Genomic DNA, 15,553 nt, shown 5'->3' with positions numbered 1-15,553 from the left:
TTCTTGTCTGTCAAAGTCGATACACGCGCGCTGCGGTAGCGCTGAAGATCGCGTCCTGCTGCTCTGCACTGAACGGCGCGGCGGCGCTGCGAAAGGCGTCCACGAGGTCGCGATAGCTGGTCCACAATTTCTCGATCGGGAAGTTGGAGCCGAACAGGCAACGCTCGGCGCCGAAGATCGCGACGGTGTCAATAAGCACGGCGGCAATGTGCGCGGGATCGTTGCGATGGATGAAGGTGCCGAGCCCGGAGAGCTTTGAGACCACGTTGGGGCAGGCCGCGAGCCGGGCCATGCCGCCGCGCCAGGCTACGCGGCCTGCTGGCGAGAGATCCTCCAGCATGCCGGCATGCTGCAGGATGAAGGTCACCCTGGGGCAGGCCTCGGCAAGCGCTGCGGCTTCCGGCATCTGCGGAGTGAACACCTGCAAATCGAAGCTCCAGCCATAATCAGCAAGGCGCGCGACGTTGCGTTGGATCGTCGGATCGGCGCAGAGATCCGGGCGGGCCGCAAAGCGGTAAAGCGGGTTCTCGTGCCAGTGCAGCTGCATGCGTACGCCGCGCACCAGGGAATAGCGTTTCAGGCGATCGAGCTGCGGGCGCACGTCGTCCACGGCGAAATTGGCATAGGCGACGATCGCGTGCGGCCAGCCGTGTTCGTCCGCTGTCTGTTGAACCCAGGCGGCCTCATCTTCAAAACGGTCGTTGGCCCAGTTGGTCTGCACATAGACCGACTGGGTGACGCCGATGTCCTTGAGGTCGTCGAGATATTCCTCGATCGGATAGTCGCGCCGGATCGGCTCGTAAGGTCCGAAGATGCGCGGTTGCATGGGGCCGATCAGCCAGGGCAGGTCGTCCTGCCGCCAGATATGATGATGGCCATCGACAATACCGGTCACGCCGCTCTCCTTCGTCCCAACGCGAGAATATGCGCGACGATCGACGCGCTCGAACCGCCATCCACGAGGTCATCGACGAAGCGCTCGATGGCGACGAGCGCCTCGGTCTGCGGGCGGAAGCCCGGGCTTGTCGCCAGCGGCGTCAACCAGCTCAAGCGCCAGGCCCGCCGAGACAGCTTCGCGGCGGCATCGCGAAGCGCGTCGGTCTCGCCGCGCTCGAGACCGTCGGAAACGATCACCACGGCGGCGCCGCGGGCATAGCCGCCGAAGCGGGGCACGGCGAGAAAGGCCTGCAGTGCGTCGCCGATGCGGGTGCCGCCGTCCCAATCGCTGACCAGATGCGCGGCTGCGTTCATCGCCTGCTCGCGGCGCTTCAGCCGCAACGGCCGGGTGATGCGGGTCAGCCGCGTGCCGAAAGTGAAGACTTCTACATTCGGGGCAGCCTGCACCAACGCATGCGCGAGCTTCATGTTCTCCTCGGTGCGCCCCTTCATCGAGCCAGAGACGTCAATCAGCAGCAGCATCTTGCGCGGACGCTGGCGCCGCTTCATGTGACCAAGCCGCAGGATCTCGCCGTCGCTGCGGACGCTGTCGCGCAAGGTGCGGCGGAGATCGGCAAACGGGCCGCGACGGGCGCGCATGCGGCGATGGCCGCGCCGTCGCGGCAGGCGGCGCGGGGCCTCGCGTGTCAGGCGGCGCAGGGCGTCTGTGCTCGCGGTCGTCGCAAAGCGGCGTTCGACCAAGGCCTCGGTACGCGTCGCGGTGAGGCCGGACTCGCTCGCCTCTTCGGAGAGAAGCGGCTCCTCGTCACCGCGGCCTTCTTCCTGAAGCCGAACCGTCTCGTCGTCCTCGCCCTCGTCATCGCGCGTGATCGCCTCGCTGCCGCGGAAGTGGAGATCGAACAATCGGTCGAAGGTCGCGCGTCGCTCGGGTGGGGGCGCCAACGTCGCTAGGGCGGCTTGCCTGACGTGTTCGATATCGCGCGGACCGAGCAGCTCGATCGCCGCGAGGAACGTCGTGGTTTGCTCCGGTGCCACGGCAAAGCCGTTGACGCGCAGCAGCGGGACGAAGGCGACGAAGATGCGTGCGGCGCGCGGGAGCTGCGGCTCGGTGGTCATGCGGTCGCCTCCGCGAGCATGGCATCGAGCCGCGGCGAGATGAAATGCAGATCCTCTTCGTCCTTGAGCGCCACGCCGATCGAGCGCTTGAACGCGTCCGGCCAGCGCGCGCCGCCCTTGTGCAGTAGCGTCGCGGCTTCGGCCCAGTCGACAGCCTCGGCGATACCGGGCGCCTTGCTCAGGGGTTCGCGCCGCAACTTCTCGACGGCTGCGACGACGGCGCGGGCGGTGGCCTCGGCGACGCTGGAGGCGCGCATCATGATGATCCGTGCTTCCCGCTCGGCGCTGGGATAGTCGATCCAGTGATAGACGCAGCGGCGGCGCAGCGCCTCGTGCAGATCGCGCGTCCGGTTCGACGTGAGGACCACGACCGGGCGTTCCGTCGCGCGAACCGTACCGCGCTCGGGAATGGAGATCTGGAAGTCGGAGAGAAATTCGAGCAGGAAGGCCTCGAACTCCTGATCGGCACGGTCGATTTCGTCGATCAGCAGCACGGTGGAATCAGGCGCGCGCAGCGCGGCCAGCATCGGCCGCTCGATCAGGAAGGTCTCGCCGTAGATATCGATGTTCTCGTCACCGGCCTGGCGGATCGCCAGCATCTGGCGCGGGTAGTTCCACTCATAGAGTGCGGCAGACGCGTCGATGCCCTCGTAGCATTGCAGGCGGATCAGGCGGCGGCCGAGCACGGCGGCGATCGCTTTTGCCGCCTCGGTCTTGCCGACACCCGGCGCACCTTCCAGCAGCAGCGGCTTGCCGAGCGCGAGGCCAAGATAGGCTGATGTCGCAAGGCCTTCATCGGCGAGGTAATAGGCCGCCCGAAGCGCCTTCTCCAGCGCCTCCGGGCTGTCGATGCCGACGATGTTGCTGCGAACCGCCACGGCCGTTCCTCTAGCGCCGTGCCTGCGGTCGTGCGCCGCCTTGGCTCTTGATCGCGCGCAGCACCTTTTCGGGCGTGATCGGCAGGTCGTCGATGCGCACGCCGACCGCGTTGAAGATCGCATTGGCGACGGCCGGCAGCACCGGATTGGCGCACATCTCGCCGGGGCCTTTCGCCCCGAAAGGACCATCAGGAGCAGGGCGTTCCAGCACTGCGATATCGTGCGGGCAGATGTCGCCGGGGCCGGGCATTAGATATTCGACGAAGTCGCGGGGGCCGTGAACGGGGTCGGGATAATAGGGCTCCGGGGTCTCGTAGAGCGCGTGGCTGACGCCCATCCAGGCGCCGCCGACCAGCTGTTGCTCGACCAGGCGCGGGTTGAGCGCGCGGCCGAGCTCATAGGCGGAATCCATCCGGACCATCGCGACCTCACCGGTCTCGTCGTCCACCTCGACCTCGGCAACGAGGCAGGCATGGGCATAGCAGGTTGCCGGCGACATCTCGCCGGTCTCTGGGTCGACGTTGGAGAGCGGAACGAGAAAGATGCCGCGGCCGGAGATGGTCTTGCCCTGCTTGAACTGCGCGGCGATCGCGACGTCCTTGGTCGAGATCGAGCGGTGCGGCGCGCCCTTGACGTGGATATTGCCGCGGCCGTCGGTTTCGAGATCGGCCGCGTTGACCTCGAGCTCCTCGGCAGCCGCTTCCATCATCACCCCGCGGGCCTCGCGCGCGGCGGCCATCACGGCATTGCCGACGCGGTGGGTGCCGCGCGAGGCGAACGAGCCCATGCAGTGCGGTCCGGTGTCGGAATCCGCCGTGTCGACATAGACGTCTTCGACCGGCACGCCCAGTGTCTCGGCGCAGATCTGCCGCGTCACCGATTTCATGCCCTGTCCCAAATCGATCGACGACAGCGCCACGGTGAACTTGCCGCTGGGATTGGAGTGCACCAGCGCCTGGCTTGGATCGCCGCCGAGGTTCATGCCGATGGGATAGTTGATCGACGCCATCCCGCGTCCGCGATGCCTGGTCATGTCAGCGTCTCCTGGTGCCGAACACGGATGAGAACCGCGTCGCGCCGTGCGATGGCGCGGCCGGGCGGGGCGGGGAGAGGCGGCGGTGCCGGCGGAGGCGGATCGCGCGGCGGCTCCCGCGTCGTGGTGACAGGCGCGCGGTCGTAGCTCGTACGCTGCTGCGACGGCGCGGCGGGGCGCGCGCGCGTGTCCGTCGGCGTCGGCGGGATCATGGCGCGGCTGCCGCCGCCGTCCTTGCGCGAGGAGGCACGCTTGAACTCGTCGCGGATCGGCCACTTGGCCTTTTCGGCCGCGACCTGAACGCATTCGATCAGGGCGGTGTTCTTGGCCTCGCGTCGATGCGCCTTCATGTCGCCGTCGCGATAGGCGTTGAGGATGCGGAACTCCATCGGGTCCATGCCGACGAGGTTCGCGAGCTTGTCCATCTGGCACTCGATCGCAAAGTCCATCGCGGTGACGCCGAAGCCGCGCATGGCGGTCGCGGGCGTGCGGTTGGTGAAGACGCAATAGACGTCGCCATAGACGTTCGGGATGGTGTAGGGCCCCGGCAGATGCGCGGCACACTTGACCGCGGCGTAGCTCGACAGTCGCGTATAGGCGCCGCTGTCGAAATAGGCGCGGATCTTGCGGGCGACGACGCGGCCGTCGCGCATCACGCCGTCCTTGATGTAGATGCGTTCGGCGCCGCGCGGCGGGCCGTATTGCATCTCCTCCTCGCGCCCGAACACGTAGCGGACGGGGCGTCCGGTCAGCATCGCCCCGAGGATGGCGAGCGGCTCGGTCAATGTGTCGACCTTGCCGCCGAAGCCGCCACCGACGGTACCGCCGATGAAGTGGAAGGTGTTGGACGGCACGTCCAGGATCTTGGCGCAGGTGTCGACGGAGAAGAACAGCGCCTGGGTCGAGGTGTAGACGACGTAGCGGCCGTTGGTGTCGGGCGCGGCAATGGCGCCGTTGGTCTCGGTCGGCGCGTGCTCGATCGGCGACATCTGGTAGCGCTGTTCCAGCACGTGATCGGCGCTCGCGAGCGCCGCATCGGCGTCGCCGAACCGCAGGCGCTGGTGATCGTATACGTCGTGATAGATAAACGCGTTCTTCGGATAGGTCTCGTTGACCACGGGCGCGCCGGACTTCAGCGCATCCTCGACATCGAACACGGTCGGCAAGGGCTCGTAATCGATCCGGACCTTGGCAATGGCCTCGAACGCCTCGCGTTCGCTGTCGGCGACAATGGCAAGGACCGGCTCGCCCTTGTAGCGGACCTTGTCGACCGCCAGCGAGGGCTCGTCATCCTTGCCGAAGTTGATGAGGCTGAGAAGCGTGTTGAGATTGACCGGGACATCGGTGCCACGGATGATCCGGCGCACGCCGGCCGAGCGTTCTGCGTCCGTGGTATCGATGCGACGGATCCGTGCATGGGCTTGTGTCGAGCGCACGACCTTCAGATGCAGCATGCCTTGCAGCTTGTGATCATTGAAGTAGCTCGACGTGCCCGTGACGTGGCCAAGCATGTCCTGACGTTGCGTGCCCTTGCCGATTTCCTTGAGGTTATCGTCGCGCTCGTCGGCGAAAATGTCCTTGCGCAGTTCCAGCATGGTCTGACCTCAGGCGCTGACCCGGCCGCCGGCGGCGGCGAGGATGGCATTGATGATCGGCTCGTAGCCGGTGCAGCGGCAGATGTTGCCGGAGATGGCCTCGACCACCTCATCGCGGCTGGGCGAGGGATTGCGGTCGAGCAGGGCCTTTGCCGCCATCAGCATCCCCGGCGTGCAATAGCCGCACTGGGCGGCAAAGTTGTCGGCGAAGGCGCGTTGCAGCGGATGCAGGTTCGGGCCCTGCTTCATGCCGTCGAGCGTCTCGACCGAGCGGCCGGCGACAGTCTCCGCCAATGTCAGGCAGGAGAGATGGAGTTCGCCGTCAACAAGCACGCTGCATGTGCCGCAGCCGCCCTGGCCACAGCCGAACTTCGGCGTCATGTCGCCGATCAGCTCGCGCAGCGCGACCAGAAGATTGGTGCCGCCGTCGACGAAGATCGCGACGTCGCGGCCGTTGTGGCGAAATTGCAGGGGTATCTTGGACATGGCTCTATTCCTGTCCCGACAGCAGTCGCCGCAGATGCACGCCGACGATCTCGCGGCGATACCAGGCGCTGCCGAGCGCGTTGTCGGTTGGCGATGTTCCTTCGGTCGCCGCGGATGCGGCGGCTGCGATGGTTGCTGCGTCCAGCGAGCGTCCTTCCAGCGCGCGCTCGGCGGCCCGCGCGCGGATCTGGGTCGGCGCCATCGACCCCAGCGCGATCCGCGCGCCCGAGATCCGGCCGCCGCTGAGCGGCAGATGGGCCGCGAGTGTGATGACCGAGCCGCCCTTCGGCTTGATGCGGGCGATCTTGCGATAGCGGAAGGCTTCGCTGTTGGCGGGCCGGGTGCAGGACACCGACAGCACCAGTGTTCCGGTCTGCCGGTCCCGTGCCTGCAAGAACTCTTCGATCGGGATGTCGCGCGCGCCAAAGCCGCCGGCGACGGCGACGGTTGCATCAAGCGCCAGCAGGGCCACGGTGAAATCGCCGTAGGGATTTGGCGCGAAGAGGTTGCCGCCGACCGTGCCCATGTTGCGCACGGCGGGACCGCCAATCGAACGGGCAGGCGCGTGCAGGAAGGCGAGGTCGCGCTCGGCGAGGACGCGCGCGAAGGTGACACCGGCGCCGAGCGTGATGCGCGGTCCCGAGGCGTCGATCCGGGTCAGCGCCTGGTCCTGTGCGCGCACGACGGTCGAGATCGAAACATCCCCCTCGTTCAGCGCCCGCATCACCAGCGTGCCGCCGCCGAGATAGCGTGCGCTGCGGTCCGAGGACAGCGCGCCGGCCGCCTCGCTCGCGCTTGTGAACGTCTTCACTGTCACGGCCATGATTATGCGGCCTCCTTCAGATGCCGGCGGATCGCCTCGAAGCCGGCCTGATAGATGTCTTCCGCGACCATATGCGTAATGCGGTCGCGATCCTCCGGCTTCGTGGTGAAGCGGGACTCCCAATGCCAGAAGGTGCGATCACCATCGGTGACCGGCAGCAGCCGGACATGGGCGACGTAGTTGAACATCGGCATCGGCGTATCGAGCAGGCAATAACTGAAGGACTGTTCCAGGTCCGACAGCGCCAGCAATTGCTCGCGCAGCTCGGAGCCGTCGGTCAGCTTGAACCGCCTCACGCAGCCGATCTTGTCGGCGGATTGCGCACGTTCGATCGAGGAGGTCGCGACCGCCGGATGCCAGCGATCGTGTCCGTTGAAATCGCGCAGCACGGTCCACGCCGCGTCGGTCGGTGCGTCCAGGATCGTGCTCTTGACGATATGCGGCACGGCTAGCCTCCGAACACGCGCTTGAGCGCGTCGAACCCGCCCTGGAACACGCCGCCGCCGATATTGCTGACGAGCTCCGTCTCCTGCTCCGGCGCGCAGTCGAACTCGGCGGTCCATTCCATGAAGGTCTGGTCGCCGTCGGTGACGGGGGTCAGCCGCAGGGTCGCGACGTAGTTCTCGACGCCCATCGGGGATTCCAGGATCGAATAGGTGCAGAACATGTCGTAGTCGGAGAGGCCGAGCAGCTTCTCGCGGATGCGGTCGCCGTTGCGCAGGCGAAAATCTCGCACACAACCGATCTTGTCGGAGGGCTCGCCGCCCTCGATACGGCTTTCAGCAATGGCCGGATGCCAGTTTGGCAGGCCGTTGAAATCGCGCACCCGCGCCCAGACGCGGTCGTTGCGGGCGTTGACGACGGTGGAGACGTAGACGCGAGCCATCATGCGACCTCAGCTCTTCTTCCGCGGCCCGCGCTCGGCCGGCGGTTCGCCACCTTCAGCCGTAGGCGGGGAGGCCGCCGGCTTGTCACCGCCACCGCCGCCGCCCTTGCGCGCGGACTCCTTGATGCCCTGCATGTCGCGCGCCTCGCGGATCAGGCCCGGCATTTTGGCGAGGCTGCCGCCTTCGACGCCGATATCCGCCAGGATGGAGTCGATCAGCGGCGCCTGGACGCGGTAGCGCAGGGCAGAGTCGATCACCTCGTCGGTGGCGCTGCGGCCGCCATTGCCACTGTTCCCGTTGCCGTTGAGGCCGTCGACCTGAAGGATGCGGATGCCCTCGATCTTCTCCATCGGCTTGACGCTTTCGCGCACGATGCCCTCGATCCGGTCGAGCAGCTTTCGGCGGAACAGCGAGTAGCGCGCCTGATCGGTCAGCACGTTCTCGGCCTCGTTGAGCATCCGCTGCGCCTCGGCCTCGACCGCGGCGCGTACGCGCTCTGCCTCCGCGGCGATGCGGGTCTCCTCGGCCTGTTTCTCGGCGAGCAGCACCTCGACGGTCCTGCGCCGCTTGGCGATTTCGCTCTCGCGTGCGGTAATCACGCGCTCGGTCGCTTCTGTCGCGCGCATCCGTGCCTCCTCGGCCATCGCCTTGGCGGCGGACTCTTCCAGCGACTTCTGATGGATGGCGATGGCCTTCTCCATCAGGACCGTCTCGACCTCCTTCTCGCGGTTGACCTCGAGCTTGCGCAATTCGCGCTCGCGGCCGACGCGGGCCTCGTCGAGGCCGCGGTCCGACGCGATGCGCGCGCGCTCGACCTCCTCGCGGGAGGCGATCTCGGCCTCCTGCAAGGATTGCACGCGAGCGACTTCGAGCTGCTCGATCGCGCGGCGGCGCTCGATGCGGGCCGCTTCGAGCGCCTGCTCACGCGACACGTCCGTGGTCTCGACCTCCTTGCGGGCGACGATCTCGGCCTGCCGGACCTGGCGGTCGGCATCGATCCGCTCGGACTTCTTGGTCGACAGCGCGATGACGCGGTCCTCGTCGGCGATCTCGACCGCCTTCTTCTGCTCGATATTGAGCACCTCGCGCCTCTTGGAAGAGTTGATGCGCTCGGCCTCGAGTGCCAGGTCGACCGTGATGCGCTGGCGCTCGATGGCGTCGCGTCGCTTCAGCTCGGCTGCCTCCAAGACGCCGGTGCGTTCGATTTCGAGCGAACGGGTGTCGCGCTCGGCCTGGATACGCTCTGCCGCAACCGTCTTCTCCTGAGCAATGCGGGCCGCCTCGATCGCCTCGCGGGAGGCGATGTCGGCTTCCTCGACGGCGCGGTTGCGGGCGATCTCCAGCGACCGCACGCGCTCCTCTTGGGCGATGCGGGAGGCTTCCGTCGCTTCACGCGCCGAGATGCCGGCGACATCGAGCGCTTGATTGCGCTCGATCTCGAGCTGCCGCGTGTTCTGCTCGGCCGCGATGCGCTCGGCCGCGAGAGTCCGTTCGCGGGCGATGCGGGCGGCCTCGACTGCACGCTGCGCCTCGATCTCGGCCTCCTGGATGGTTCGCACCTGCTGGATCTCCAGCGCGCGGGTGCGCTCGTCCGAGGAGATGCGTTCGACATTGACCGTCATGGTCTGGGCGATGCGGGCCTTCTCGGTGGCCTCGCGGGCGGCGATCTCGGCCTCGTCGACCGCGCGGGTGCGCTCGATTTCGCGGCGTCGCGTCTCCTCCTCGTTGGCGATGCGGGCGTCGGTGACGACGCGGTCCTGCTGGATCCGCGCCTTCTCGATGGCTTCGCGGGCGGAAATCTCGGCTTCTTCGACCGTGCGCATCCGCTCGATCTCACGCTGACGGACCTCACGTTCCGAGGCGATGCGGGTCGTGTCGATCGAGCGCTGGTTGGCAATCCTTGTCTTCTCGATCTCCTCGCGCGCCAGCAGCTCCTTCTCCTCGATGGTGCGGGTCCGCTCGATCTCCCTCTGGCGGGTTTCCCGCTCTGAGGCGATGCGGGCCTCGGCGATTGCCTGGTCATTGGCGATGCGGGCGCGCTCGATGGCTTCGCGCGCCGAGATCTGCGCCTGCTCGGCCTCGGTTTCGCGCAGCGCCCGTTCGCGGGCGACTTCCGTGCGCTGAAGCGCGCGGCGCATCTCGATGTCGCGTTCCTGCTCGAGGCGGGCGGTCTCGCTCTCGCGCTCGATCTCGAGCGCCTGCCGCTCGGCTTCCAGATTGCGAGCGCGGATCTTGATCATCGAGTCCTGCTCAATGTCGTTGCGCAACTTCCGCTTGGCCTCGATGTCCTGCATCAGCTGGGTCAGACCCTCGGCGTCGAACCGGTTCGAGGGGTTGAAGAACTCCAGATCGGTCTGGTCGAGATCGGTGATGGCGACCGATTCGAGCTCGAGGCCGTTTTGGGCGAGCGCTTCGGCCGCGTTGGTCTTGACCCGCACGACATAGTCACCGCGACGCTCGTGCATCTCCTCCATCGTCATCTCGGATGCGACCGAGCGGATCGCGGAGATGAATTTGCCGGCGAGGAGAGCGTGCAGCTGCCCGGGTTCCATGGTGCGGCGGCCGAGCGTGGCCGCGGCGATCGAGACCGCTTCCCGGGTCGGCTGCACGCGAACATAGAAGTCGGCTTCGATGTCGACGCGCATGCGGTCGCGGGTGATCACGGCATCCTGCCTGGAGCGGACGATGCCCATCGGCAGCACGTTCATATTCACAGGCGTGTAGTCGTGGATGAACGGCAGCACGAACGCGCCGCCATTGATCACCACGCGTTCGCCGAGGAAGCCGGTCCGGACGAACGAGGTCTCCTTGGAGGAGCGGTGGTAGAGCCAGTTCACGATATAGACGCCGACCACGATCACGACGATCGCGACGATCAGCCAGAGGATCAATTCACCGACCAGCATCCCTGACATCTTTCCCTCCCTCGTACCTTCGGCGTTATCGCGCGCCGATCGCCTTGAATTGACGCACCTGTTCCGTCAGCGCCCGTTCCACGGGCAGCCGCTCCATCGAGGACGCGCCGTAGAAGCCGTGGCAATGGCGGGTGTTCTTCATGATGAAATCGGCATCGGCGGGATCCGCGATCGGACCGCCATGCGCCAGCACCAGGATGTCAGGATTGACGCTGAGCGCTGCGGACGCCCAGGTGTCGATCTGCGCTGGACAGTCCTTGAGCTTGGCCGCCGTCTGCGCGCCGATCGAGCCGCCGGTCGTCAGCCCCATGTGGCAGACAATGATGTCGGCGCCGGCGATCGCCATCGCGGCGGCCTCCTTCTCGCTGAAGACGTAGGGTGTCGTCAGCATGTCCTTGTCGTGCGCTTTGGCGATCATGTCGATCTCCAGCGCATAGGACATGCCGGTCTCTTCGAGATTGGCGCGGAACGTGCCGTCGATCAGGCCGACGGTCGGAAAGTTCTGGACGCCGGCAAACCCCAGCGCTTTCAACTCGTCGAGGAAGACGTCCATGTCGCGGAACGGATCGGTGCCGTTGACACCCGCAAGCACGGGCGTCCGGGTGACCACGGGCAGCACTTCGGTCGCCATTTCCAGCACGATGGCATTGGCATCGCCGTACGCCATCAGCCCGGCGAGCGAGCCGCGGCCGGCCATGCGGTAGCGCCCGGAATTGTAGATGACGATGAGATCGACACCGCCGGCCTCCTCGCATTTGGCGGATAGCCCGGTGCCGGCGCCACCGCCGACGATCGGCTCGCCGCGCCTCGCCATGTCGCGAAACCTCTTCAGCAGCGCTGCGCGTTCAAACCTTGGCATTGGTCACCTCGCTAGTCTCCGCCGCGCGCCGGTGCGGCCGAATAGGGTTCGGAACGCACCGACGATGGCGGCGGCGAATTCGGGGTCGTTGATGTTCTTGGGCATGCGGATGAGCTGGCGGTTGCCGGTCTGCCGCACGGTGCGCTCCAGGGTGCGGAACAACGCGGCGTCGGCATCGGGATCCCAGAACGGCTGGCCTCGCGCATCGAGTGCGGAGACGCCGGCCTCTGGCACGAAGAAGCGCACGGGGCCGTCCATCAGGTTGAGCCTCTCGCCAATCCAGCGGCCCATCCGCTCGTTCTCTTCCACGGTCGTCCGCATCAACGTCACCTGCGGGTTGTGGACGTGGAACTTGCGGCCGCGATAGCGTTCGGGAATGGTGTCGGGCGCGCCGAAATTGACCATGTCGAGGGCGCCGACCGAGCCGACATAGGGGATGCGCGTGCGGATGATCGCACCGAAGCGGTCCTCCGTCGCCGGAAACACGCCGCCCATAAGCAGGTCGCAGACCTCCGTAGTGGTGACGTCGATCACGCCCGCGAGCTGGCCGGACTCGACGAGCTTTTCCATGGAACGGCCGCCGACGCCGGTGGCATGGAAGACCAGGCACTCGAAATCGTCACGCAGATCGGCGGCGATCTTCTGCACGGCCGGCGTCGTCACGCCGAACATGGTGATGCCGACTGGGGGCAGCTTGCTGGTCTCGCGGGCCGGCGCGGCACGTCCATCCAGTCGCGCCTTGACCATACCAGTGAGCGCATTGGCGCCGTTGGCCAGCACCGCGCGCGAAATCGAGTTCAGCCCCTGCACGTCGGTGACCGAGTACATCATCGTGATATCGGCGGGGCCGACATAAGGTCCGACGTCGCCGGACGCGACGGAGGAGATGATCAGCTTGGGCACTCCGACCGGGAGCGTGCGCATGCCCGGCGCGACCAGCGAGGCCGCGCCGGAGCCGCCGGCCGAGATCACGCCGGCGATGTTGCCCTGGCGCCGCAGCCAGCTGACGAACGCATCCGCCATCGCAGTCACGGCCGTCCCGCGATCCGGGCCGAACACGGCGGAGCCGCCGCGGCCGTGATTCAAGGCGATCTCCTGCGCGGAGACGTCGCAGGACGAATGTTTGCCGCTGGTCGAGACGTCGACCAGCCGCGTGCGCAGGCCGCTTTCGGCGATGATGTCGCGGATGTAGCGCAGCTCGACGCCCTTGGTGTCGAGCGTGCCGACGACCAGCACCACGGGTGGGCCGGCGGTCTGCGCCGCCACCGGCTCGCGCTTGCGCCGCGCCGTCTCGTCGAGCCGCGCCACTTGCGTCGAGAGCGTACGCGCTGCGGCCTCGATGCGGGCGATCGGCACCGGTTGCGACCACCGCGTCGGAAGCGTCGGGTTGGAGATATAGATGCGGATCGGCCCGTCGCGCCGTGGCGTCGGTGCCGGTTTTGCCTCGGGGCCGGACGCGGGGAGCTCGATATCCGGCTCGAGCTCGGCGTGAAGCCCGACGCCGAGCAGGCGCTGCTGAAGCGCGCGGTCGGCAGCGAGCCGCGCGGAGTCGATGATGCGATTGATGCGGCCGTTGACCATGATCGCGACGTTGCGCGAGATCGCGGTGGCGACACCGATATTCTGCTCGATCACGAGCACGGACATGTCGCCGTCTTCCCCCAAGCGCAGCAGCATCTCCTCGACCTGCGCCACGATGACGGGCGCAAGGCCCTCGGTCGGCTCGTCCATGATCAAGAGCTGCGGATTGGTGAGCAGCGCGCGCGAAATCGCCAGCATCTGCTGCTCGCCGCCGGAGAGCTGGCCGCCGCCGTGATCCTTGCGCTCGGCGAGGCGGGGGAAGGTGTCGTAGATGCGCTCGACGGTCCAGGCGCCGGAGCGCATCCCGCCGGCGAGCCGCAAATGCTCCTCGACGCTGAGCGAGCGCCAGAGGCGGCGGCCCTGCGGCACATAGCCGACGCCGAGCCGGGCGATCTGGGCGGGGGGCCGCCGCGTGACGTCCTCGCCGCGAACGCGGATCGATCCGCCGCTCACGCCGACCAGCCCCATGATCGCTTTGCACAGCGTCGTCTTGCCCATGCCGTTGCGGCCGACCACCGAGAACACGCCGCTCTCCAGCGTGAGGTCGACGCCTTGCAGGGCGTGCGAGTGACCGTAATAGACGTCGAGCCCACGGACCTCGAGTGCGGCGGCAGAGCGGCGGACGTCATTCATGGCCGCCTCCGAGATAAAGCTCCTGCACCTCGGGGTCGGACTGGATCTCTTCCGGCAGGCCCTCCTTGAAGACGCGGCCATTGTGCATCATCGTGACGCTCTCGACGACGCGTAGCGCCACGTCCATGTCGTGCTCGATGATGATGTAGCCGATATGCGCCGGCAGGGAGGTCAGGATCTCGATCAGCTCGGCCCGTTCGGTCGGCGACAGGCCGGCGGCGGGCTCGTCGAACAGCACGAAGCGCGGGGCGCCGGCGAGCGCAAGTGCGATCTCGAGCTGGCGTTGCTGGCCGTGCGCGAGCTCCGCCACGCGCTGGTCCTTCACGGCGGAAAGATGCACGGCCTGGACCAGATTGTCGGCCGCATGCATCAAGGCATCGTTCTGTCCCGGACGCAGGAACGAGAAGCGCCCGCGCGAGACACCGCGGCAGGCGAGATAGACATTGTCCTGCACGGTGAGGCCGGGGAACAGGGCCGAGATCTGGTAGGTCCGGCGCAGCCCGCGGCGGATGCGTTCATAGGGCGGGAAATGCGTGACGTCCTCGCCGAAGAAGCGGATGGTGCCGGAGGAGGGCGCGAAGTCTCCGGTGATGCAGTTGAACAGCGTGGTCTTGCCGGCGCCGTTGGAGCCGAGCACGGCGCGGCGTTCGCCGGGGCGCACCGTCATGGTTACATCGGTCAGCGCGGCAAGCGCGCCGAACAATCTCGTCACACCGCGCAGCTCAAGCGCGGCACCGGCGCCGACGGCCGAGAGGCGTTGCGCGACGCTATCCATGGCCGCGTCCTCCGCCAGGTCGATTTGCGGCCGGACGCCGGCTCTGACGCCAGCGCTGCCACAGGCCGATGACGCCGTCCGACGACCAGAACACGATGGCGAGGAAGCCGAGTCCGATCAGCAGCCGGAAGCGATTGCCGTCGAGTCCGAGCCTGACCAGGAAGTCGAGCGCGAAGGTGCGCAGCAGCACGAAGATCAGCGCGCCGATGAAGGGGCCGATCGGGCGCGTGATGCCGCCGACGACGGCGATGATCAGCACGTCGATGCAGGCCCCGACGCTGACCGAGCCCGGTGAAATCTGGCGGTAGTTCCAGACCTGGAGCACGCCGGCAAGTGCGGCCACGAAGGAGGCGAACGCATAGGCGGCGATGCGGTGCGCATTGACGTTGAAGCCGAGCGCCGCCATGCGCCTTGGATTGTCGCGCACGCCCTGAAGGGCGAGGCCGAAGGGGGCGCGCGAAAGATATTCGACGGCGAAATAGCAAAGCGCGGCGACCGCGAGCACGATATAATAGAAGGGAATGTCCGCGCGCCAGTTGACGCCCCAGAAATGTGGCGTGGCCACGGTGTTGATGCCGGTATGGCCGTTGAAGATCGCCCAGTTCTGGTTGGTGAAATAATAGAAGGCCGCGCCGATCGCGAGCGTGATCATGATGGTGTAGATGCCTTCGGTGCGCACCGCGAGCGCGCCGCCGAGCGTGCCGAAGGCGGTTGCCAGCGCGAGCGCCATGGGGACCGCGAGCCACCATGGCCAGCCCAGGCTGATATTGGCGTTGCCGCTGACGCCGAACACCGCGACCATGTAGGCCGAGAAGCCGGCGATCGTGAGCTGCATCAGGCTGACCATGCCGCCATAGCCGGCGAGGAACATCAGGCTGAGCGCCATGGTGCCGAGGATCAAGGTGGAGGCGAAGATCTCGATCAGGAAGAAGCCGTTGGCGATCAGTGGCATGATCAGGAGGATGGCGGCGACGACCCAGGCCGCGGGATTGTTGATCTCCGGCCACGTCCGTGCCGCGCGCTGAGCCATTGTGGCGGGAGATGCGGTAACGCGGGCATCGTGGGCGAGCGACAT

13 protein-coding genes and 1 pseudogene are annotated in these 15,553 nt (G+C 67.0%); all 14 read right to left on the bottom strand.

The genetic code is table 11. The features are described from left to right. Nucleotides 1–10: 10 nt before the first annotated feature. The 14 genes and pseudogenes from IVB26_RS29215 to IVB26_RS29150 all read right to left on the bottom strand — a co-directional run bounded on the left by IVB26_RS29215 (nucleotide 11) and on the right by IVB26_RS29150 (nucleotide 15,553). Nucleotides 11–895, bottom strand: coding sequence for an amidohydrolase family protein (locus tag IVB26_RS29215; protein WP_247968537.1), 885 nt, complete (start codon nucleotides 893–895; stop codon nucleotides 11–13). Beyond that, on the bottom strand, nucleotides 892–2,013 hold the full coding sequence (locus IVB26_RS29210) for a vWA domain-containing protein (protein WP_247968536.1): 1,122 nt from the start codon (nucleotides 2,011–2,013) through the stop codon (nucleotides 892–894). The genes IVB26_RS29215 and IVB26_RS29210 overlap by 4 nt, the downstream gene beginning before the upstream one ends. Beyond that, the gene (locus tag IVB26_RS29205; protein WP_247968535.1) at nucleotides 2,010–2,891 is read right to left on the bottom strand and encodes an AAA family ATPase; all 882 of its coding nucleotides are present in this window, start codon (nucleotides 2,889–2,891) and stop codon (nucleotides 2,010–2,012) included. Before IVB26_RS29205 ends, IVB26_RS29210 begins: the two co-directional genes overlap by 4 nt. Nucleotides 2,892–2,901: 10 nt before the next feature. After that, on the bottom strand, nucleotides 2,902–3,924 hold the full coding sequence (locus IVB26_RS29200) for a xanthine dehydrogenase family protein molybdopterin-binding subunit (protein WP_011086158.1): 1,023 nt from the start codon (nucleotides 3,922–3,924) through the stop codon (nucleotides 2,902–2,904). Between the two features lies 1 nt (nucleotide 3,925). Continuing rightward, a pseudogene (locus IVB26_RS29195) lies at nucleotides 3,926–5,519 on the bottom strand (xanthine dehydrogenase family protein molybdopterin-binding subunit). Between the two features lie 9 nt (nucleotides 5,520–5,528). Beyond that, nucleotides 5,529–6,005: a (2Fe-2S)-binding protein gene (locus IVB26_RS29190; RefSeq protein WP_246932306.1), complete on the bottom strand. Its 477-nt coding sequence runs from the start codon at nucleotides 6,003–6,005 to the stop codon at nucleotides 5,529–5,531. 4 nt (nucleotides 6,006–6,009) lie between these two features. Further along, nucleotides 6,010–6,828: an FAD binding domain-containing protein gene (locus IVB26_RS29185; protein WP_247968534.1), complete on the bottom strand. Its 819-nt coding sequence runs from the start codon at nucleotides 6,826–6,828 to the stop codon at nucleotides 6,010–6,012. Nucleotides 6,829–6,830: 2 nt separating this feature from the next. Continuing rightward, entirely contained in the window at nucleotides 6,831–7,274 is a 444-nt protein-coding gene (locus IVB26_RS29180) for an SRPBCC family protein (RefSeq protein WP_247968533.1), read from the bottom strand. A 2-nt stretch (nucleotides 7,275–7,276) separates the two neighbouring features. Next, entirely contained in the window at nucleotides 7,277–7,714 is a 438-nt protein-coding gene (locus tag IVB26_RS29175; protein ID WP_247973296.1) for an SRPBCC family protein, read from the bottom strand. Nucleotides 7,715–7,723: 9 nt separating this feature from the next. Then, nucleotides 7,724–10,630 (bottom strand): flotillin family protein, encoded by a 2,907-nt coding sequence (locus tag IVB26_RS29170; RefSeq protein ID WP_247968532.1) that lies wholly within the window; start codon nucleotides 10,628–10,630, stop codon nucleotides 7,724–7,726. 25 nt (nucleotides 10,631–10,655) lie between these two features. Continuing rightward, a complete protein-coding gene (locus IVB26_RS29165) occupies nucleotides 10,656–11,489 on the bottom strand; it encodes a phosphoenolpyruvate hydrolase family protein (RefSeq protein ID WP_247968531.1) in 834 nt (277 codons plus the stop codon). 3 nt (nucleotides 11,490–11,492) lie between these two features. Beyond that, on the bottom strand, nucleotides 11,493–13,703 hold the full coding sequence (locus tag IVB26_RS29160) for an ABC transporter permease (protein ID WP_247968530.1): 2,211 nt from the start codon (nucleotides 13,701–13,703) through the stop codon (nucleotides 11,493–11,495). Then, on the bottom strand, nucleotides 13,696–14,478 hold the full coding sequence (locus tag IVB26_RS29155; RefSeq protein ID WP_247968529.1) for an ABC transporter ATP-binding protein: 783 nt from the start codon (nucleotides 14,476–14,478) through the stop codon (nucleotides 13,696–13,698). Before IVB26_RS29155 ends, IVB26_RS29160 begins: the two co-directional genes overlap by 8 nt. Next, nucleotides 14,471–15,553 carry a branched-chain amino acid ABC transporter permease gene (locus IVB26_RS29150; protein ID WP_247968528.1) on the bottom strand — a complete coding sequence of 361 codons (1,083 nt, stop codon included), beginning with the start codon at nucleotides 15,551–15,553 and terminating at the stop codon, nucleotides 14,471–14,473. Before IVB26_RS29150 ends, IVB26_RS29155 begins: the two co-directional genes overlap by 8 nt.

The organism is Bradyrhizobium sp. 195 (genome assembly GCF_023101665.1).
In the GTDB taxonomy this organism is placed as follows: Bacteria; Pseudomonadota; Alphaproteobacteria; order Rhizobiales; family Xanthobacteraceae; genus Bradyrhizobium.
The sequence above is the reverse complement of the archived record's forward strand: the minus strand, read 5'-3'. Positions and strand labels throughout refer to the sequence as shown.

What these genes read in the sequence shown, in the direction of transcription:
- IVB26_RS29165 (WP_247968531.1), bottom strand. Translation starts at nt 11,489, where the DNA reads ATGCCAAGGTTTGAACGCGCAGCGCTGCTGAAGAGGTTTCGCGACATG.
- IVB26_RS29210 (WP_247968536.1), bottom strand. Translation starts at nt 2,013, where the DNA reads ATGACCACCGAGCCGCAGCTCCCGCGCGCCGCACGCATCTTCGTCGCC.
- IVB26_RS29175 (WP_247973296.1), bottom strand. Translation starts at nt 7,714, where the DNA reads ATGGCTCGCGTCTACGTCTCCACCGTCGTCAACGCCCGCAACGACCGC.
- IVB26_RS29200 (WP_011086158.1), bottom strand. Translation starts at nt 3,924, where the DNA reads ATGACCAGGCATCGCGGACGCGGGATGGCGTCGATCAACTATCCCATC.
- IVB26_RS29155 (WP_247968529.1), bottom strand. Translation starts at nt 14,478, where the DNA reads ATGGATAGCGTCGCGCAACGCCTCTCGGCCGTCGGCGCCGGTGCCGCG.
- IVB26_RS29160 (WP_247968530.1), bottom strand. Translation starts at nt 13,703, where the DNA reads ATGAATGACGTCCGCCGCTCTGCCGCCGCACTCGAGGTCCGTGGGCTC.
- IVB26_RS29170 (WP_247968532.1), bottom strand. Translation starts at nt 10,630, where the DNA reads ATGTCAGGGATGCTGGTCGGTGAATTGATCCTCTGGCTGATCGTCGCG.
- IVB26_RS29190 (WP_246932306.1), bottom strand. Translation starts at nt 6,005, where the DNA reads ATGTCCAAGATACCCCTGCAATTTCGCCACAACGGCCGCGACGTCGCG.
- IVB26_RS29185 (WP_247968534.1), bottom strand. Translation starts at nt 6,828, where the DNA reads ATGGCCGTGACAGTGAAGACGTTCACAAGCGCGAGCGAGGCGGCCGGC.
- IVB26_RS29150 (WP_247968528.1), bottom strand. Translation starts at nt 15,553, where the DNA reads ATGTCGCTCGCCCACGATGCCCGCGTTACCGCATCTCCCGCCACAATG.